The sequence below is a fragment of the Nostoc sp. genome (genome assembly GCF_036916735.1).
GTDB lineage: Bacteria > Cyanobacteriota > Cyanobacteriia > Cyanobacteriales > Nostocaceae > Nostoc.
On the sequence record NZ_JBALFV010000074.1, the window covers coordinates 1 to 20430 of the forward strand.

The window sequence follows — 20430 nt, forward strand, 5'->3', positions numbered from 1 at the left end:
GTCCTGCACGGCGACGAGGGTCTTCAAGTCCTGCGAATGCTTCTATAATTGCTATTTGGCTCACGAGAGTAGATGAATGTTCTGATTTTTCGTGCAGCATTTTACCATATAAATGCTACGTTTAGAATGAAATAGCCCTGGGTTAGGGGGGATCAATAAGTGCCTGAAATCACAGCCAACCACTTTTCAAACAACCTCTTAAACACCCTTTTTTTCATGTAATTACAGTCTTAGCTTTTTTTGTACCTTGTTCAACCCGTCGAACTCCTAGAAAATTAGATTGTTTTTCTGGCGTTGCTGATTACGGTATAAAAACGATTGTGCGTTGTGGTGAAAATCCTTGTAGAGACGTAAAATTTTACGTCTCTACATCCAAGTTCATACCTCGATTCAGCAACGCCGTTTTTCTTAAGGCATAACCAATCCCGTTCCTTAGAAGCTCACGTTAAATTAACTTAATTCTGCACTGAACCATAGTTTGACAAGGAGTGATGGACATGGCATCTATTAACGGTACTCTTGGTAACGACAATCTAACTGGGACTCCAGAAACTGATTCCATTTTCGGCGATTTAGGTGATGACACTCTCAATGGTTTTGGTGGTGATGATGAGTTTGTCTTCAACAATGTAATTGATAAATTTTTCGTTCTTGATGACCTGTACGTCTATAGTAGTGATGGTTTTGACATCATTAAAAACTTCTCTTCGGGTAAGATTATCAATATTAACCCTGTGAATCACTACTATGAGCATGTAAAGATAAATTATGATCCTGGCTTCATAAATATTGGGCTTGGCGCTACTTCCACTAAAGGGTTCAGGTACGACCGCAACACTGGTGCCTTGTCCTTCCAGGGAACCAAATTCGCCACTCTTGAGAACAAGCCTAATTTCATACCCAGTCTCGATATTGAGCTTGTAAAAACACATGTAAACACAAATAATGTAGACACAGGTGTAAAGATAAATTATGATGCTGACTCCATAATTAGGCTTGGCGCTACTTCCACTAAAGAGTTCAGTTACAACCTCAACACTAGTGCCTTGTGCTTCCAGGAAACCCAATTCGCCACTCTTGAGAACAAGCCTAATTTCATACCCAGTCTCGATGGTCTAACCTCTTGACTCTTCAATTAGCTTGGTCTTGTAGTGCTTAACCAAACCCAAATTTTAGATACTACAGCCACTCCAAAAACAATGACCCCACTTAGAGAATTTCTAGGCAGGGTATTAATTGAGTATGGCTACTATTCTTCTTCGCTATCGAAAATTTCCTCAGTTTCATCTTTAATAATTAAGTAACTTGATAAAAACTTTACAAATATCCTCTAAGGAGACTTTTCCCGTGTTCTCTCAAAGCTTATTTTATAAGCTATGGCAGTTGAGGTTGGCAAGCTTATTGGCTTTAGTTGCGGCAGGAGCAGCAGCCAACGAGTCTGCCCTAGCCCAGATTGTACCCGATAACACATTAGGTCAGGAAAGTTCTGTTGTTATACCTTCTCCTAACTTTGACCGGATAAACGGTGGAGCAACTCGGGGTGCCAATCTATTCCACAGTTTTGAGCAGTTCAACGTTAAACAAGGAAGAGGAGCCTTTTTCAGCAATCCTTCTGGTATTAAGAATATTATTAGTCGGGTGACAGGGGGTAACCGCTCCGAGATTTTCGGCAGACTCGGTGTCTTAGGTAGTGCTAATCTGTTTCTGATTAATCCCAATGGGATTATCTTTGGGCCGAATGCCCAACTTAGTATAGGAGGTTCGTTTGTAGCAACAACAGCAAATGCCATCGGGTTTGGTAATCAAGGCTTGTTCAGTGCCTCAGTTCCTAATTCTCCCCCAGTCCTAACGGTCAATCCTTCAGCTTTGCTATTCAACCAAATTGCCAAATCGATTACCAATCAATCTACAGCAGGTCTGCAACTTTCTGCCGATCAAAGTTTGTTGTTGGTAGGTGGTGATGTGAACTTAGAAGGGGGGAAATTGTCCGTTCTCAATGGTCGAGTGGAATTGGGAGGATTAGCAGGAGAAGGAACGGTAGGGCTGAATATAGATGACAAAAATCTGCGTTTGAGTTTTCCTGATAATGTAGCGCTAGCAGACGTATCCCTCACCAAAGGAGCTATAATCGAAACCAGTTTTGAACGAGGTGTCGGTGATCAACTAGGCAGTGGCGATATCCAGCTACAAGGTAGACGTGTCACAATCGCTGATGATTCACAAATTGTAGCTGATAACACAGGAGGGGAACCAGGAGGGACACTTACCGTCCGCGCCTCTGAGTTGGTGCAAGTCCTTGGAGCAAGCCGCCTGTCAGCTGAAACTTCTGGTGTCGAAACTGGTGGAATTTTGACGATTGAGACTGGGAAGTTGATTATCCGGGATGGGTCAGAGATAGCAGCTGGTACTTTTAACTCCGGGCAGGGGGGGACTGTGACTGTAAAAGCCTCTGATTCTGTGGAACTGAGTGGAACAGATGCAGATGGTAAGAATTCTAGCAGAATCATAACTCAGACTGATAATATCGGAAATGCCGGTTCGGTGAGCATTGAAACTGGGCAATTGATTGTTCAGGGTGGGGCACAAATCTTAACTACTAGTGCTAATACTAGTTCGGGACAAGGAGGACTGTTGTTTGTAAAAGCCTCTGATTCGGTGCAACTGATTGGAACATCAACATCAGTTGATAATCCGATACCTAGTGGTCTGTTTACTTTGGCGGAAGGTTCCGGCAAACCTGGAGACTTGACGATTGAAACTCGCTCCTTTATTGTCCGGGATGGGGCAAGAGCCTCAGCTTCCAATTTAGGCTCGGCTCAGTCGGGAGGGACGTTGAGCGTGACCGCTTTTGAATCAGTGCAACTGATTGGAACATCGGCAAATGGTCAGGTCAGAAGCGGCTTGCTTGTTGGAAGCACAGGTACTGGATCTGCCGGAGAATTGACAATTAAAACTGAGAAATTGCAAGTCCTGGATGGAGCATTTATGTCGGCCCGTACTGGGGGTGAGGGACGAGGAGGAAGCGTAACGGTGAATGCTTCTAACTCTATAGAGTTAAATGGCACCTCAGCCGACCGTCAGATGCCCAGCCTCTTGACAACTGAAACCACAGGCGTGGGAGACGCCGGGAATTTAACGATTGAAACTGGGCAGTTGACTATCAAAAATGGCGCACAGATAACCAGTAGCAGCACAGGACTTGGAAGAGCAGGTGATTCTAAAGTACAAGCAAGCTCTCTGAGTCTTGACCAGGGAAGTATTACCTCGCAAACGACATCGGGTAATGGAGGAAACATTACTCTATCAGTAAAAGACCTCTTACTGCTGCGCCGTGGTAGTGAAATATCCACCACCGCAGGTACAGCACAACAGGGTGGAGATGGTGGTAGTATCAATATTAACTCTAAATTTATTGTTGCTATCCCCAAAGAAAACAGTGACATAAGCGCTAATGCTTTTTCAGGTGCAGGTGGGAGAGTGGATATAAAAACGAATGGCATTTATGGTATTAAGTTTCGTGAAAGTCCAACTCTCTTGAGTGACATCACTGCTAGTTCAGAATTTGGTAGACAAGGCACTGTAGAACTTAATACACCTGGTATCGACCCCAACAGTGGCTTAGTTGAGTTACCCACAATAGGTGTAGAAACTGAAGTAGTGCAAGTCTGCGATAGTCCAGGTTATGCTCAAAGCAGCTTTATCATTACCGGACGCGGCGGTTTACCTGCTAATCCTACCAAGGATATTCTCCCAAACGGCACAGTAGAAGTAGGTTGGGTATCGGTCAAACCTAGCAGCGATGCCTTGTCTACCAGAGGCTTCTCTTTCAGAGACGCTAACGCAAACGCCAACAGCAGGCTACGCGTACCCAGCAATCCACCTGTTACTACTAAGGTAGTTACTATCACACCAGAACGTATTGTAGAAGCAAGTAGATGGGCGGTAAACGAAAAGGGAGAGGTAGTATTTACAGCTAATGTAGCTGCTGGCGGTCGTGGTTCGTGGCAGAAAGATGTATCTTGCAGTGCAACTCATGCTGATCAGTAAATGCTGTTGAGTTGCAAGTAATCACTCGTGATTCGCCCATTTTTACAGGAGTTAGAAAAGATATATTCAACCTACACAGTTTAAGGTTTTTGGCGCTAACTGAACTGTATTGTGCTATAACTACTCTTTACAAAACTGGGTACTAGGTATTAGAAAAACAATCCCTAATCCCCAACTCAATGGTTATGAATATCAAGCGTCGGGAATTTATCACAACCTGTGGACTAGCTACACTAGCCACCCAGATACCAACAGCACTTACCGCCCAAGGTAACCCATCTCTCAACACCAGCCGCAAGCCGTCTCACCTGCAAGCGGGCGATAGCGTAGGATTGATTTCCCCTGCGGGTATCGTTGACGCTAAAGACATCGAAGCAGCACAGCAATCAATTTCACAGTTAGGGTTAAAAGTTAAGCTGGGGAAGCATATTTTAGATCGTTATGGCTATTTAGCGGGGAAAGATGCCGATCGCGCCCAGGATATAAACTTGATGTTTAGCGATCGCACCATAAAAGCAATTATTCCTATGCGTGGTGGTTGGGGCTGCAATCGCATTTTACCCCTACTCAACTACTCGCTAATCGGCTCCCATCCCAAAATTATCATCGGATACAGTGATATTACCACGCTGTTGTTAGCAATTAATGCTTGTAGTCAAATGATTACTTTTCATGGGCCAGTTGCTACGTCTACCTGGAATCAGTTTACAGTCGATTACTTTAAACGCATCCTATTTGATGGTGAAGCTGTAACTATGCAAAATCTCAACCCTAGCGAAGTGCGGTTGCAGATAATAGCACCAGGAAAGGCGAGAGGTAAGCTTGTGGGTGGAAACTTATCAGTCCTATCAGCGATGGTTGGTTCACCTTACCTACCTTCTTGGAACAAAAGCATCCTGTTTGTAGAAGAAATTGGCGAGGACGTTTACCGTATAGATAGGATGCTGACACAATTAAAAACTGCTGGGATACTTAATCAAATTGCTGGCTTTATCTTTGGGCAATGCACTAATTGTAAACTTGGAGATGAACCATCCTTTACTTTAATGCAAGTATTGCAACAACACATACTTCCTTTAAGTATTCCTGCTTGGTACGGTTCAATGATTGGTCATATTAAGGATAAATTTACCTTGCCAATCGGTGTAGAAGTGGAAATAAATGCTGAACTTGGGACAATACGAATGTTAGAAGCGGCTGTTAATCTTGTATGAAGAAGGCAGGAGGTTGGAGTAAAAAATAGGGGACTTCCAAAGAATAAAATCACCAGTTATAATAATGATTATCATTATTATTTAAAAAGGAAAAGCAGCCGTCGGCTGCTTTTCCTTCCCTTAGTTAAGCAGTAAAATTCCACATTTTGGATACAATTACCGATGATTCGGCTAACTTTAAAGATAAAAAATTATTTACTATAAATAGAGAAATTCAAATTTCAATTTAGAAATAGTTTGTAAGTAAATATTTATGAAAGTTATAGTAACAGGTTCTTTAGGAAATATTAGTAAACCACTGACACAAGAGTTAGTGAAAAAAGGGCATCAGGTGACGGTTATCAGCAGCAAAGCCCAAAGGCAGAAAGATATTGAAGCTCTAGGCGCAAAAGCTGCCATTGGCACAATGGAAGACGCTGGCTTTCTATCAGCGACTTTTAAAGGCGCAGATGTAGTTTATGTGATGGAATCGCTTGCCCCCGATGCTTTCTTCGACCCGAATGTTGATGCGATCGCGGCTATCACCGAGATTGGCAAAAACTACAAACAAGCCATTGAACAATCGGGCGTGAAACGTGTCGTGCATCTGAGCAGCATCGGTGCTGACAAAGGAGTTGGCTTGCTCCGGTTTCATTACAATGTCGAAAATATTTTAACAGAGCTGCCCCAAGAGGTCTTTATTAAATTCGTGCGCCCAGTCGGTTTTTACACTTACATGTATACCTTTATCCAAACCATCAAATCACAAGGCGCGATTGTCGGCAACTATCGCGGCGATGAAAAAGAACCGTGGGTCTCCCCTTTAGATATTGCTGCCGTGATTGCCGAAGAAATTGAAAAACCTTTTAATGGTAAAGAAATTCGTTATATTGCAAGCGATGAAGTTTCGCCAAACGAAATCGCCGAAATTCTGGGCGAAGCCATCGGAAATTCCGATCTCAAATGGCTGGAAATTTCTGACGAACAATTTTTAAATGGTCTATTGGAATCAGGAATGAACCCGCAAACTGCTCAGGGTTTTGTGGAAATGAATGCCGCTAGGCGTGGAGGCAGATTGTATGAAGACTATTTCCGCCATAGACCAATATTGGGTAAAGTAAAACTGAAAGATTTTGCGAAAGATTTCGCGGTTGTTTACAACCAGCAATAATTACATTTCGATATGACAAACACACAACCGCGTAGATTTAAAACGATCGCCGAATATCATCGGATGCTGGAGCTTCCTAAACCTGAGCATCCTTTAATCAGCGTGATTAATTTAGAATCTATTAAATATGTGCCTCCCCAAGAATTAATAAATCTTGTCTTTGATTTCTACACAATCGCGCTCAAAAGAACACCGAACACTAAATATAAATACGGTCAGCAGGAGTATGATTTTGATGAAGGCGTAATGTTTTTTATGTCGCCCGGTCAGGTTTTCGGAGTGGAGATTGATAAAGATGCAGCATCAAAGCGTAGGGGATGGTCACTACTAATCCATCCCGACTTTTTATGGAATACATCGCTAGCCAAAACGATCAAGCGATACGAGTATTTCAACTATTCGGTCAATGAAGCTTTGCACCTCTCGGAAAAAGAAGAAGCAATCATAAACAATATTATCGAAAATATGGAGCAGGAATATCGTTCCAATATTGATAACTTTAGTCAGGATGTGATTGTTTCACAACTTGAATTACTGCTTAATTATTCAAACAGATTTTATAATCGGCAATTTATCACCCGCAAAAAAGCGAGCAGTGATTTGCTGGTGAAACTGGAAGATTTATTAAACGAGTATTTTGATAGACAAAATGAATTACAATCGGGAATTCCAACCGTCAAATATATTGCTGGTAAATTAAACGTATCGCCGAATTATTTAAGCGATATGTTAAGAACGCTGACAGGACAAAACGCCCAACAGCATATCCACAATAAATTAATCGAAAAAGCCAAAGAAGCGTTATCCACAACATCGCTTTCAGTCGGTGAAATCGCGTATCAACTCGGTTTTGAACATCCGCAGTCGTTTAATAAATTATTTAAGAATAAGACAAGCGTCTCGCCACTCGAATTTAGAAACTCGTTTAGTTAGACTGTCATAAATAAATAAAAACTCGCTTACAGTATTTGTAATTTTATTCTGAGGGTGCGCCGACAAAGGGTGTGTAAAAACTACACTTTTCGCACACATCAGATTTATTAGCCCTCTTCTGTCACTCTTTGAAAACATTTATCATTTCTGAATTCTAGAGCTTTTGTATAGCAAGCGTAGGCTAGCAAGCACCGCAGGTATCGCGCGATTCTTTTCTAATAACAAATACAAGACCCATTTTTTCTAATAGTATAGCTTGTATTGATTGCCTGATGAGGCTTAAGCGCGATCGCCCTCCTGGAGAGTGACACAAGAGCGTTAAATCCAGTTAATTCTAAGTCGCCAAATCGGAGATTTTGGTGTTTTTGAATTTAACCCTTGCTCACGGCAGGAAACACTATTCCTTCTGCCTCCTGCCTCTCTTGTTAAGATTTTGATAGACAGTATGCATTTCTCCTCGCTATGTTACGACTAACAGAAGTAAAGCTTCCGCTTGATCATCCTGAAGATGAGATCAAAACTGCTATCCTCAAAAAGCTGCAAATCACGCCCCAAGAATTGATTAACTATTTCATCTTCAAGCGTAGCTACGATGCCCGTAAGAAAGGAGAGATTACCCTTGTTTATATTCTGGATGTAGAAACGACTCAGGAAACTCATCTACTCAAGCGCCTGAAAAAAGATCCCCATGTGATGGCTACGCCAGACATGAGTTATCGCCCAGTGGCACAAGCACCGAGCAATTTGGCAATTCGCCCCATCATCATTGGTACAGGGCCTAGCGGCTTGTTTGCGGGTTTGATGCTGGCACAAATGGGGTTCCGTCCGCTCATTTTAGAACGTGGCAAACAAGTCCGCGATCGCACCGTTGATACCTTTAACTTTTGGAAGAAAAAATCAGATTTCAACCCAGAATCTAATGTCCAGTTTGGCGAAGGTGGTGCGGGTACATTTTCTGATGGCAAACTCTACAGTCAGGTCAGAGATCCTCAGCATTATGGGCGCAAGGTACTGACCGAACTCGTGAATGCGGGAGCCTCACCGGAAATTCTCTATCTCAACAAACCGCATATCGGCACCTTCAAACTGGTGGGAATCGTCCAAAGTATGCGTGCTAAAATCGAATCTCTCGGCGGTGAAATTCGTTTTCAAAGTCGGGTGGAAGATATCAACATCGAAAACGGACAGGTACGGGGAGTCACCCTTGCCAGTGGGGAATATATCGCCAGCGATTATGTAGTTCTGGCAGTCGGTCATAGCGCCCGCGATACTTTCCAAATGCTATTTAATCGTGGAGTTTATATAGAGCCGAAACCATTTTCTATCGGCTTTCGAGTCGAACATCCCCAGACTCTCATCGACCAATGTCGTTTCGGCGCTCAGGCTGGTCATAAGCTTTTAGGTGCTGCCGATTACAAACTGGTTCACCACTGCGAAAATGGCCGTTCCGTCTATAGTTTCTGTATGTGTCCGGGGGGCTTGGTGGTTGCAGCCACATCTGAACCGGGGCGAGTCGTCACCAATGGGATGAGCCAATACTCTCGCAATGAACGCAATGCCAATAGTGCGATCGTTGTGGGCATCACCCCCGCAGATTATCCGGGCAGCGCCTTAGCGGGTATTGACTTGCAACGGCGCTTGGAAGAACGGGCTTTTGAGTTGGGCGGTAGCACTTATGAAGCGCCAGGGCAATTGGTAGGAGACTTTCTCAATCATCGCCCTTCTACAGCATTTGGCACTGTTAAGCCGTCTTATACACCAGGGGTACATTTGGGTGATTTGAGTCAGAGTTTACCAGATTATGCGATCGCAGCCATCCGTGAAGCACTTCCCGCTTTTGACAAACAAATTAAAGGATTTGCAATGGACGATGCTGTGTTGACAGGCGTGGAAACCCGCACATCATCTCCGATTCGGATTAAACGCAAAGAGGATTATCAAAGTTTAAATACAGTCGGTCTTTATCCAGCTGGTGAAGGCGCGGGATACGCGGGGGGAATTCTCTCGGCTGGTATCGATGGGATTAAGGTAGCGGAGGCGGTGGCTTTAAGTATTTTGAGGAATTACAATTTTGACATCCTCACCGGGCTGAAGCCACGGTAATTCCAATCTAGTCAAACAAACTTAATTGAATGAATTCTTGGCGGGTTGACGCTTCGCAGGATGCTGCTACTTTTACAATAGTCTGATGCTTTCCTCCACGTCCTTTTTTAGTCTCCGAATGCCCTCCGGCGACTTTAATGTGAAGTCTGCCAGGCAGAAGATTCTGTCCGGCGAGCTTCACGTTAACTGCGGCGTTCACGTCACGATCATGATGAATATTGCAATGAGGACAAGTCCATTCACGGACATCTAGTGGCATCTCACTCATTTGATAAAAACAATTAGAGCAGAGTTTTGAACTGGGGAACCATCTATCAATCTCAACTAACTTCCCACCATTACGTTCTAACTTGTAAATCTTTCCTTCTGTTGCAGTAGGGTGTTTTCCTTCTACTTCAGTCAGGATGGATGCAAGATATTTACCTGAAGGAGTTTTACTTAACACTAACAGTATGAGTACATTGAATGTGGGGACTTTTGCGACATGTTAAACCAATAGCAGAAAATGCAATTTCGCGTTTCTCCAAAAGGTTTTAAAATCACGCGTTTCCGATCATAATACAAGGACATGATAGAATCTTTACATAAATGAGGATTTTAGCGCTATTTTCAAAATACTGATTTCTCTATGATAATGTGCGGAATGTGGGCTTTAACTCTATCCGCTCAATTAATTTACAATGTCTCAGCAACAGCGCACCCTCTTAATTGTCGATGATTCCCCAGAAGATCGAGAACTCTATCGGCGATATTTGCTGCGCGATCGCGAATATTCCTATACTATCCTAGAAGCAACGTTAGGGGTGCAAGGACTAGAACTGTGGCAGAAACACCAGCCAGATGCCGTTTTACTTGATTATCGTCTACCCGATCTAGATGGACTGGAATTTCTCGCTCAATTGCAACCTTCAACCCCACAGCCTTGCTTACCTATAATTTTCGTCACCCGACAGGGCAATGAGGCGATCGCAGTTCAGGCAATCAAAGCGGGCGCACAAGATTATATTGTCAAAGAGCAAATTACCCCAGAAAGGCTGCAAATAGCTGTCAATGGGGCAATTAAAACAGTGCGGCTACACACCCAACTACAACAGCGTATTGAGCGAGAGCGCGTAGTCTTATATATTACTCAGAAAATTCACCAATCCCTGAATCTGGATGAAATTCTTCAGAGAACTGTAGCCGAAGTCAGAAAATTTCTTCACACCGATCGGGTCTTGGTTTTTCGGTTAAAACCTGACGGCGATGGTACAGTAGTAGCAGAATCAGTTGGGGCACAGTGGCGATCGCTGCTTTCGTCTACTATAGATGATTCCTGCCCAGATGAAAGCTACATCGCTTCCAATCGACCGCAACTTGTTAGGTACGCTCCCACCCTTATCAAGAATTATATCGAACGCTATTATCACGGGCAAGTAACAGCAGTATCAGATATTTATAATAGCAGTATTGACCCATGCCACGGTGAATTGTTGACACAGTTTCAAGTCAAAGCTCATCTGGTTGTACCAATTCTCCAAGATAACCAGTTTTGGGGATTGCTAATTGCTCATCATTGTACCTCCCCTCGATTTTGGCAGCCCTTAGAAATTGACTTACTTAAAGAGTTGGCAACTCAGATGAGTATCGCCTTGCGACAGGCACAACTGTATCAGCAGGCACAGCGTGAACTAAAAGAACGCCAACAGGTAGAAGCAAAACTATGGCAGAGCCAAGAACGGCTGCAATTGGCACTGTCATCTTCTCGGATGGGAACGTGGAACTGGAATATCCAGACAGGAAAAATTTCTTGGTCAGATAACCTAGAAGCCTTATTTGGATTGCAACCAGGAGAGTTTGACGGCTCATTCGAGATGTTTGTCGCCCAGTTACACGTTGAGGATCGCGATCGCGTTTTGGCAGCTGTAGATCGTGCTGTCGCCAATGGAGAAGACTATGATATTGAATTTCAGGTAGTATATCCCAACGGCACAATTAGGTGGGCATTGAGCCAGGGCAAGGTGTTCTACGACCAACAGGGGCAACCGATGCAGATGGCTGGTATTGATATAGATATCACCGAACGCAAACGATCAGCCGAAGCTCTGCGCGAGAGTGAAGAACGTTTTCGGCAACTTGCAGAAAATATTGATGCAGTATTCTGGATCACAGAAGTGCCTGAAAATCGAGTCAGCTATGTCAGTCCTGCCTACAAACGACTGTGGGGATTAAACCCAGAGGAATTGTATCAAGGACAACAAGCATGGATTGATCGTATCCACCCAGAGGATCGAGAATCGATCCAGAGAGCGTTTCATAAAAAAGCTGTTGCAGGTAAATTTGATCAGGAATATCGGATTATTTTACCCGATGATAGCATTCGCTGGGTTCATGATCGCTGCTTTCCACTTCGAGATCAAACAGGAGAGATTTATCGGTTTGCAGGTATTGCTGAAGACATCACTGATCGCAAACAGGTAGAGGAAGCATTACGCCAAAGCGAAGAACGCTATCGGTGCTTGGCAGAATTAATCCCACAATTAGTCTGGACAGCCAACCCTGAAGGAGCATTACTCGATGTCAATCAACGTTGGTTACAATTCACAGGATTAACCCCAGAACAAGCCCACAGCATCGGCTGGAAAGAGGTTATCCATCCAGAAGATGTAATTATTATGGCTCAACAGTGGAGCAAGGCAGTACAACAGGGTACCTCTTATCAAGCCGAAGGTCGTATACGGCAAGCAGATGGTGTCTATCGCTGGCATCTACACCAAGCAATTGGGCAAAAGAATAAACAAGGTCAAATTATCAAATGGTTTGGCAGTGCAACTGATATCGAAGCACAAAAACAACTGGAGGCTCAACGCGATAGCCTATTCCAGCTAGAGCAAGCCGCGCGGGCTGAAGCAGAACGTGGCAATCGCATCAAAGATGAGTTTCTTGCCATTCTTTCCCACGAATTGCGATCGCCTCTCAACCCCATTCTCGGCTGGACAAAACTGCTGCAAACTCGCAAATTCAATGAAACTAAAACAGCTGAAGCCTTAGCCACCATCGAACGCAATGCTAAAGTGCAAACTCAACTGATTGATGATTTACTCGATGTTGCTAAGATTCTGCGCGGCAAACTCAGCATCGATGCTATTCCTGTGAATCTGGCATCTGTGATTGAATCTGCGATCGACACGGTAAGTATAGCAGCTGGTGCTAAATCAATACTATTGCATTCAGTACTACCAAATATTGGGCAGGTTTTTGGAGATTCCAACCGCCTTCAACAGATCGTTTGGAATTTACTTTCTAATGCTATCAAGTTTACTCCCAAAGGCGGAAAGGTAGAAATTAGATTAGAGCGAATCAATGATCAAGCACAAATTATCGTCAGCGATACTGGCAAAGGTATTAGCCCTGACTTTCTCCCGTATATTTTTGAATCATTTCGTCAAGAAGATGTCTCAATTACTCGCAAGTTTGGCGGGTTAGGCTTGGGGTTAGCGATCGTCCGGCAGTTAGTTGAAGCTCACGGCGGCATCATCACGGCTGATAGTCTTGGTGAAGGTTTTGGAGCCACCTTTACAGTCCAGTTGCCACTGCTAAATGTTGAACCGGACATCAAGCAGATAGATGAGTTGTCAAAACAAGCACTCAAACTCACGGGGATTCGAGTCCTCACAGTTGATGATGACCCTGATGCCCGTGAGCTATTAACAGTATTGCTGACTGAATACAAAGCGCAAGTCCTAACTGTTTCCTCTGCGGCAGAAGTGTTAGCAAACCTGGAGTCCTTTCAACCCGATGTCTTAATCAGTGATATTGGGATGCCCGAAGTTGATGGTTATTCCCTGATTCAACAAATCCGAACTTTAACCCCAGAAAAAGGGGGAAAGATTCCCGCGATCGCTTTGACTGCTTATGCCAGAGTTGATGATTACCAGCAAGCCATAACCAGTGGTTATCAACGGCACGTTACCAAGCCCCTTGATCCAGAAGAGTTAGTTCAAGCTGTGGTGGCACTCGTGCAGACAAAACTAAATTCTACCATCCTTCAAAATGATTCAGTTTAAACCTTTTTAACTACTTATCTGCTGAATAAATATCTGATGCTCCACTGAACTTAGCCCTTTGTGCAACACTGCTAAAACTTGTTGCATATTTCCTGCAACTAATGCTGATATATCAAGCCACAATCCAGGAAACACTTGACTTTGAATTATCCCTGACGCATTTGGGATCAGTGTTACGTATTCACCATTTTGTAAACTGAACCAACTAATAGTCCGCTCAAAAACCTGCCAAACAATATATTCCTGAATTCCATTGCGACGATAGGCACGTTTTTTATCATACAAATCTTTGCTAGCACTACTGGCGGCAACTTCTGCTACTAATTCTGGGGCACCTTCCACGTATCCATCAGTACTTAGATGAGATGAGCCGCCACAGGCTGCATCGATTAACAAAATGGCATCAGGTTGGGGTTCATTATCTAAATCTAGCCGCACAGTTGGATTATTGCCCAGTCTGACACCAGGTTTTGCTACTTTATAATTTCCCAGCCAAATCATTAAATTACCATGTGGTTCGGCATGTGGTTCAAAGCGCAAAGGTGATGCCACGTCAACGACTCCTTCAATCAATTCGGCTTTCTTGAGGTTGGGCATGGCATTATAGCGACGCTCAAACTCTGGACGAATCAGGCGATCGCCACTCTCAAGAGGCGGAATGTCGGAGGTAGAATCAGTTGGAGTCGGATGTAGTGGAGAGGTGTTGACCACGATCAGAGGCCGTAGAGGTGGCTGAATTGATTGTATCGTAGTGCATTAAGCCAAAGAGACGTAGTACTAAGTCTCTACATTGTTTTTCGGTGCTAAGTCTCTTTCGACATCGCTCAAATTTAAACATTAGTTGTCAAAATTTGAGCGTTTGTAGCTAATGTTCTTTCATGTATAAGAAACGCTTAAGCATTTGCTGCAAATGTATAATTAGTTGTTGCAAACGCTTAATACTTTGCAACAAATGCTCTTTCATGTATAAGAAACGCTTAAGCATTTGCTGCAAATGTATAATTAGTTGCTGCAAATGCTTAATGCTTTGCAACAAATACTCTTTCATGTATAAGAAACGCTTAAGCATTTGCAGCAATCATTGTAATGAACTTATAAATCTATTTAGGGACTTCCAAGAAATAAATTATCCAAATAAGTAGAACAAGGTGAAAAAACCAAACTGTGTAAAGATAAAGGTTTTGTGCTTGGAGTGACCCCAGTTACAGCTATTACTTCCGAGGTGAACAAAAACGCTTAGAACAAAGTAAGCGTCGGGGACGAAGGTTGAGTATTATTGGTTTTCTCCAACCTTTAATTAGTTTTGTGTACGGACTGGTGATTGGTGGTGTTTCACGCTAATCCTATATCAAAATGATGGAGACCGAAGCTCTTGAAGCCCAAAAATCAGGTCGCATCAGAGTAATCGTGCAAGACAACGGCCCAATACATCGGTGTAAACAAGTTCAGCAATTATGTATTCATATTAACGTAGGTAGAGAAACTCATAGGAGGTGATACGCTTGAATCATGAATATGGCGCTCAAAAAATAAGGCTGTCTTTACCCAGAATGGAGACAAAGTTAGTATTGTTTCTCTTAAAGCAAGCGTCGAAGTTGGCTAACTGTGCTATATACGCTCTTAGGTAGTCTATTATTTGGTTTGGGCGGACTAGTTTTCATTTAGAAGTGGTCAAGAATGAGTTGCAGACTTTAAAAGATAATGTGCATTACACTATCTTCCACTCTCAAGCAGGTCAAAGTGTACTGCACAAAATAGTCGAAAACTTCAACGCCTACCAAGAAGGTGTAAGCACTTTTTTCGAGGCGAGAACCTAATTAAACCAAAATTACCCCACCATAAAAAGAAAGGTGAACACTTTGAAAATTATTAATGTTTTGTCTCTTGTGCTTTTGACTACTTTTTTTATAAAACCTGATGTAGCATTAGCAGGTGGTTTTGAGAAAACATGTTCCAATCTAAAATTAGATAGAGATAAAACTCATTTGTACTTGAGTGCAACATGTGTTAAAAGAAATGGTCAGAAAGCTAATTCTAAATTAGATCTTAATAAGTATATAGCTAACCATAATGGTGTATTATCATGGTCGCCTGGTGAAGGTGGGTTGATAAAAAGTTGTGGTCGCATTGGTTTTTATATTGATCTTAAAGGGGATTCTTCCCTGACAGGTGATTATTGTATCGGAAACCCCCAGCCTTTTAGTAGCATGTTTGCGCTTAATGATCACATTAGTAATCGAAATGGTGTTCTAGTGCCTGATCTTTGAATATAGCAAATCTAAAATAATTGGCATAAGGCTGCTATGATATACAGCCTTATGCCAATTATCTAATAATGTTAAAGCCGAGAATTTTTCTAAACCGAGGTTTCGCCATTTATGTAAGACAAATCTTACAGTTTGAGCAGTCCAGTCAAAGTGAGCAGCTATTTTTTCTACGTACCAACCATGTGCGTTTAATCTGATTACCTCTGCCCGGTCTTTAACTTTCCGTGGTACATTCGCTGTTATTAGGTTTAACAGAGTTTTGTCTTACTCACGAGTCAGGAATACCCTTAAAGGAGCCGTCATATTGTTTATTTACCTCGGTAGATGGGTTCTCCGTATTTATTTATCTTTATATAGTTTGGTTTTTTCACGCCGACTTACTTAAACGTAGATGTTGGTCCAGCCTTTTGTATAGATGGGCTTGCCCCAGGCTACCACTCCAGACACAGAGAACACAGAGTAATAAGTGACTTCCAATTAAAAAAATATTCCATCCCTGGGGGACGCTACGCGTAGCTTGCTTCCCCGTAGGGGTACGCTTTGAGGGCAGGGGGCATACTTCGACTGCCTTATTCCAACGATAATTATTTACGCCTACTTATTTACATCTATGTTGTTGTCTTTAGATAAGTGCAAAAAGGACATAAACTTTTTGATGGTAAAGCGAAGCATAGGAGATAGTTATGGCTAAATTTCTTTTTATAACAGATTTGGATGACACCCTTGTGTATCGCACAGTGGGTGATGACAGCGCTTTAGCAGAACTAAATCGACTGCTGAGTCAACATCGCCAAAAATACGGTACAAAAATTGTTTATTCTACTGGGCGATCGCCTGTACTTTATAAAGAACTCCAAGCTCAAAAAAATCTTTTGCAACCGGATGCCCTCGTCCTTTCTGTTGGTACAGAAATTTATCTTGATGGTACTGACACCCCAGATTCAAGTTGGTCAGAAATTCTTTCCCCTGGCTGGAATCGGGAACTTGTATTATCTATAAGTAAAAATTATCCTGACTTAGCTCTGCAACCAGATTCAGAACAGCGTCCCTTCAAAGTGAGCTTTTTTCTTCAACACAATGCTGGGGTGATTTTACCACAACTTGAAGCAGAGTTGCAAAAATCTAAATTGAATGTAAAGTTAATCTACAGTAGCGGAATAGACCTTGACATTGTACCCCATAGCAGCGATAAAGGTCAGGCAATGCAGTTTTTACGCCACAAGTGGAAATTTGCAGCAGAACAAACAGTTGTCTGTGGTGATTCAGGTAATGATATTGCTTTATTTGCTGTAGGCAACGCCCAGGGAATCATTGTAGGGAATGCCCGAAAAGAGTTACTCCAATGGCACAATGAGCATTCCTCTGAACACCGCTACCTGGCTTCATGTTTTTGTGCAGGTGGAATTATCGAAGGCTTAAATTATTTTGGTTTTTTGTAATGATTAGTTATCTAAAAGGTATAGTCGCTGGTATCCAAACAATTGGCGCTAATCGCGTGATTCTGACTCTGGAAGTGAATGGCTTGGGGTATGATTTGCAAGTTCCCCAACGTTTAGCAAATCAGTTACCAGAGTCAGGAGGAGTAACGCAAATTTTTACCCATTTCCAAATTCGTGAAGAAGTGCCTTTCCTATATGGCTTTGCTTCGCCAGCCGAACGCGATTTATTTCGTCACTTGCTGACTGTCACCGGTATTGGTGCAGCCTTAGCGATCGCACTCTTGGACACTCTGGAACTACCAGATTTAGTCCAAGCAATTATCGCAGGCAATACGCAAATCTTAATTCAGGCTCCCGGTGTTGGTAAAAAAATCGCTGAACGCATCTGTTTGGAACTGAAAAGCAAATTAGTCGAGTGGCGCAAATCAGCCGGGTTCTTCGTCGCCACAGGTGGGCCAGCACCGGGAATTCTTGAAGAAGTGCAAATGACCCTCTTCGCTTTGGGATACACTGCTCATGAAGTCAGTCACGCCCTTCATGTGGTGAGTGAAGACATCGGACTACCCAAAGATGCCTACGTCGAAGACTGGATTAAACAAGCGATCGCTCATCTCAGCAGTGAACAAGTTTAATTGTCATTAGTCATTAGTCATTAGTCATTTGTCCTTTATCATTAGTTATTTCTTATTCTTCCCCTGCCCCCTGCCTTCTGCCCCTATGCCCACTGATCCTTATGCTTGGCTAGAACAGTCCTTAGCAACAATTTATCGAGCTGACTGGTATCGTTCAGTACAAACAATCCACGGTCGCCCTGGTGCAACTGTGGTTTTAGCTGGGCAAGAGGTAATTAATTTTGCCAGCAATGACTATCTAGGATTAACTGGGGATGAGCGATTGATGGCAGCCGCGACAGCTGCGATCGCAGAATTTGGCACTGGCAGCACTGGTTCTAGATTACTCAGTGGACATCGGAAATTACACAGAGAATTAGAGGAGGCGATCGCATCTACCAAACAAACAGAAGATGCCTTGGTATTTAGTTCCGGGTATCTAGCCAATTTGGGTACAATTACCGCCCTTGTTGGCAAACGTGATTTAATTTTATCTGATCAGTACAATCATTCCAGTCTAAAAAATGGAGCGATTCTCAGTGGTGCAGTATTTGTGGAATACCCGCACTGTGATATTGCAGTATTGAAAATTCAGTTGAGTCAACAGCGACAAAACTACCGACGCTGTTTGATTCTTACTGATAGCGTCTTCAGCATGGATGGCGATTTATGTCCGTTGCCAGCACTGTTGGCGATCGCCGATGAATTTAACTGTATGCTGCTAGTTGATGAAGCTCATGCCACAGGGGTACTAGGAAAAACTGGCGCTGGGTGTGTTGAACATTTTGGATGTACGGGAAAGCCGTTAATTCAAGTTGGCACTCTGAGTAAAGCTTTAGGTAGTTTAGGCGGGTATGTAGCAGGAAGTAGCGCCTTAATTGACTTCTTACGGAACCGCGCACCCACTTGGATTTACACAACTGGACTTTCACCTGCTGATACGGCGGCGGCTTTAGCAGCAATCAAGATAGTGCAACAAGAACCGCAACGCCGTGCCCAATTGTGGCAAAATGTACATCACTTGAAAAATTTGCTGCAAGAACAGTTACCTAATCTAAAATTATTACCTTCCAAATCACCCATACTATGTTTTCAATTATCCAGTGCAAGAGATGCCCTCAAAGCTGGAAAACAGTTAAAAGATGCTGGAATTTTTGCCCCAGCAATTCGTCCCCCCACAGTCCCTACAAGTCGGATCAGAATTTCTTTAATGGCAACTCATGAAACAGCACATATTGAAAAATTGCTAGCAGTACTAAAGGATGTCAATTACAGCAAATTTTATTAGATCGCACTACGGTTGAGGATTCATTGAAAATAGTTATATTGATGCCGAACTAATTATCTAGGAATTGCACCACACCAAAAGTAATAGAACTGACACACTGTACAAATTCATTGTGAGGTGTATTAAAGAAAATAGGATATTTTAGGCTTTTCGTAAGCTAAAGTAAGATAAAATACTTTGAAACTTAAGATATTGCATTAATTTATGAATATCGTCAAAGTATATACTCTAACAGCCTTATTTTCAGCATTTACATTTGATCAGGCAAGCGCTACTGCTGTTACTGCACCCCCAATTGAGACATAGGTCAAGCAAGTAGCACAGTGGTTCACTGGTTTGTTCGATATATTCCCAACAAGTGGCAAATAATCCTTCTGTTCCACCGATTACTCTGTCAAGTTGTAATGTGGAATTGACCAATGCCAACCCTGTAACTGGAATAGAGAATATTTATCTTGAACAAAAAAGTATTAGCCGCTTCCGTCTTTATTCTTTTAGCCAAGAAAATTCAGCAGTTAATCTCAGTATTCGTGCCTTTGATCCAAACTATTCTGTTACTGGATTATGTACTCGACCAGAGTCGGAACAGACTATTGACTTTAGCAAAGTTTTGCCAACAAGCTGCAATTTACAACTTTTGTGGGAAGCGAGTGATTACATTGGGAATAACTCTCCTAATGGCTGTCCAACAAGTTTTGGTGGTAAGGTGATTTCTAGTGTAACTGTTTCCCAAAATGGCATCGACTCTTTAGACAAGATTTTTGCAGCTAATGGTAACTTGCTTTTCGCTACACCGATTGAGTGTCGCCGAGTTGATTCTATTCCTGAACCCTCGTTTACATTAGGAATGCTAGTTATAGGTGTCTGGGGTACAAACAAAACAATTTTACGCAAACACAAACAGAAATCGACAGTCAAGTAAAAGTCTCTAGTTGATTGTGATTTACTGAAAACAGAAGAGATATTAGATATTTCAAATCATCTTTATTTTGACATTTGTGATGAACTTGGGTCACTACATTTCTTAAAATTGAGTATTTATGAGCAGCAACCCAATGTTATACCCAATGTTATAAATATAGAAGATTAATAATAGACATCTCCAAAAATGAATATAGAGACTTAGCAGTGCTACGTCTCTACAAGGGTTCTGGATAATGCATATTTGATTTTTACCAGATGTCTAATAAATTTTGGCTCTCGATACTATATTACCAGGTAATTAACCTCTTACAAAAGAAGTTTTCTAAATAAATAAAAATCTATCTGGAGATAAATTTATAAAAATTGCAAACTAGCTTAGGGTGTATACAGCCTTTGCAATAAGTATTG

The 20430-nt window shown here is 42.4% G+C and carries 14 protein-coding genes and 2 pseudogenes; 13 read left to right on the forward strand and 3 right to left on the reverse strand.

The window, feature by feature from the left end; all coding sequences use genetic code 11:
• Positions 1–497 precede the first annotated feature (497 nt).
• The 6 genes from V7L20_RS17760 to V7L20_RS17785 all read left to right on the forward strand — a co-directional run bounded on the left by V7L20_RS17760 (position 498) and on the right by V7L20_RS17785 (position 9447).
• Positions 498–1127, forward strand: a complete 630-nt coding sequence (locus tag V7L20_RS17760; protein WP_334745357.1) for a hypothetical protein — start codon at positions 498–500, stop codon at positions 1125–1127.
• Positions 1128–1389: 262 nt separating this feature from the next.
• A complete protein-coding gene (locus V7L20_RS17765) occupies positions 1390–4047 on the forward strand; it encodes a two-partner secretion domain-containing protein (protein WP_334745358.1) in 2658 nt (885 codons plus the stop codon).
• Positions 4048–4232: 185 nt separating this feature from the next.
• Positions 4233–5261, forward strand: coding sequence for a S66 peptidase family protein (locus V7L20_RS17770; protein ID WP_334745359.1), 1029 nt, complete (start codon positions 4233–4235; stop codon positions 5259–5261).
• Positions 5262–5514: 253 nt separating this feature from the next.
• On the forward strand, positions 5515–6411 hold the full coding sequence (locus V7L20_RS17775) for an NmrA family NAD(P)-binding protein (RefSeq protein WP_334745360.1): 897 nt from the start codon (positions 5515–5517) through the stop codon (positions 6409–6411).
• A 12-nt stretch (positions 6412–6423) separates the two neighbouring features.
• Positions 6424–7344, forward strand: a complete 921-nt coding sequence (locus V7L20_RS17780) for a helix-turn-helix domain-containing protein (protein ID WP_334745361.1) — start codon at positions 6424–6426, stop codon at positions 7342–7344.
• A 462-nt stretch (positions 7345–7806) separates the two neighbouring features.
• On the forward strand, positions 7807–9447 hold the full coding sequence (locus V7L20_RS17785; RefSeq protein WP_334745362.1) for an NAD(P)/FAD-dependent oxidoreductase: 1641 nt from the start codon (positions 7807–7809) through the stop codon (positions 9445–9447).
• Between the two features lie 7 nt (positions 9448–9454).
• Here the strand turns inward: V7L20_RS17785 and V7L20_RS32725 are convergent.
• Positions 9455–9808, reverse strand: a pseudogene (locus tag V7L20_RS32725) (zinc ribbon domain-containing protein); the annotation flags it as partial.
• Between the two features lie 319 nt (positions 9809–10127).
• Here V7L20_RS32725 and V7L20_RS17795 point away from each other — a divergent pair.
• A complete protein-coding gene (locus V7L20_RS17795; RefSeq protein ID WP_334745363.1) occupies positions 10128–13493 on the forward strand; it encodes a PAS domain-containing protein in 3366 nt (1121 codons plus the stop codon).
• 6 nt (positions 13494–13499) lie between these two features.
• Here the strand turns inward: V7L20_RS17795 and V7L20_RS17800 are convergent, their stop codons facing one another.
• Positions 13500–14204, reverse strand: a complete 705-nt coding sequence (locus V7L20_RS17800) for a Uma2 family endonuclease (RefSeq protein WP_334745364.1) — start codon at positions 14202–14204, stop codon at positions 13500–13502.
• A 468-nt stretch (positions 14205–14672) separates the two neighbouring features.
• Between V7L20_RS17800 and V7L20_RS17805 the strand changes: the two are divergent.
• Both V7L20_RS17805 and V7L20_RS17810 read left to right on the forward strand, forming a co-directional pair.
• Positions 14673–14945: pseudogene (locus tag V7L20_RS17805) on the forward strand (transposase); the annotation flags it as partial.
• 407 nt (positions 14946–15352) lie between these two features.
• Positions 15353–15760 carry a CVNH domain-containing protein gene (locus tag V7L20_RS17810; RefSeq protein WP_334745365.1) on the forward strand — a complete coding sequence of 136 codons (408 nt, stop codon included), beginning with the start codon at positions 15353–15355 and terminating at the stop codon, positions 15758–15760.
• On the opposite strand, the gene V7L20_RS32730 is transcribed toward V7L20_RS17810, so the two are convergent.
• Positions 15743–16015 (reverse strand): helix-turn-helix domain-containing protein, encoded by a 273-nt coding sequence (locus V7L20_RS32730; protein ID WP_442943575.1) that lies wholly within the window; start codon positions 16013–16015, stop codon positions 15743–15745. The genes V7L20_RS17810 and V7L20_RS32730 overlap by 18 nt on opposite strands.
• Positions 16016–16443: 428 nt before the next feature.
• On the opposite strand from V7L20_RS32730, the gene V7L20_RS17815 reads away from it, so the two are divergent.
• From V7L20_RS17815 to V7L20_RS17830, 4 genes are all read left to right on the forward strand, one after another.
• A complete protein-coding gene (locus V7L20_RS17815) occupies positions 16444–17199 on the forward strand; it encodes a sucrose-phosphate phosphatase (protein ID WP_334745366.1) in 756 nt (251 codons plus the stop codon).
• Positions 17199–17831, forward strand: coding sequence for a Holliday junction branch migration protein RuvA (ruvA, locus tag V7L20_RS17820; protein WP_229469791.1), 633 nt, complete (start codon positions 17199–17201; stop codon positions 17829–17831). Before V7L20_RS17815 ends, ruvA begins: the two co-directional genes overlap by 1 nt.
• 85 nt (positions 17832–17916) lie before the next feature.
• Positions 17917–19098, forward strand: a complete 1182-nt coding sequence (bioF, locus tag V7L20_RS17825; protein WP_334745367.1) for an 8-amino-7-oxononanoate synthase — start codon at positions 17917–17919, stop codon at positions 19096–19098.
• A 358-nt stretch (positions 19099–19456) separates the two neighbouring features.
• Positions 19457–20020 (forward strand): CpcT/CpeT family chromophore lyase, encoded by a 564-nt coding sequence (locus tag V7L20_RS17830; protein WP_334745368.1) that lies wholly within the window; start codon positions 19457–19459, stop codon positions 20018–20020.
• Positions 20021–20430 lie beyond the last annotated feature (410 nt).

Bases quoted from the DNA above. Each gene is read 5' to 3' on its own strand.
- V7L20_RS17770 (WP_334745359.1), top strand. From the start codon at position 4,233: ATGAATATCAAGCGTCGGGAATTTATCACAACCTGTGGACTAGCTACA.
- V7L20_RS17780 (WP_334745361.1), top strand. From the start codon at position 6,424: ATGACAAACACACAACCGCGTAGATTTAAAACGATCGCCGAATATCAT.
- V7L20_RS17760 (WP_334745357.1), top strand. From the start codon at position 498: ATGGCATCTATTAACGGTACTCTTGGTAACGACAATCTAACTGGGACT.
- V7L20_RS17795 (WP_334745363.1), top strand. From the start codon at position 10,128: ATGTCTCAGCAACAGCGCACCCTCTTAATTGTCGATGATTCCCCAGAA.
- V7L20_RS17815 (WP_334745366.1), top strand. From the start codon at position 16,444: ATGGCTAAATTTCTTTTTATAACAGATTTGGATGACACCCTTGTGTAT.
- V7L20_RS17775 (WP_334745360.1), top strand. From the start codon at position 5,515: ATGAAAGTTATAGTAACAGGTTCTTTAGGAAATATTAGTAAACCACTG.
- V7L20_RS17785 (WP_334745362.1), top strand. From the start codon at position 7,807: ATGTTACGACTAACAGAAGTAAAGCTTCCGCTTGATCATCCTGAAGAT.
- ruvA (WP_229469791.1), top strand. From the start codon at position 17,199: ATGATTAGTTATCTAAAAGGTATAGTCGCTGGTATCCAAACAATTGGC.
- bioF (WP_334745367.1), top strand. From the start codon at position 17,917: ATGCCCACTGATCCTTATGCTTGGCTAGAACAGTCCTTAGCAACAATT.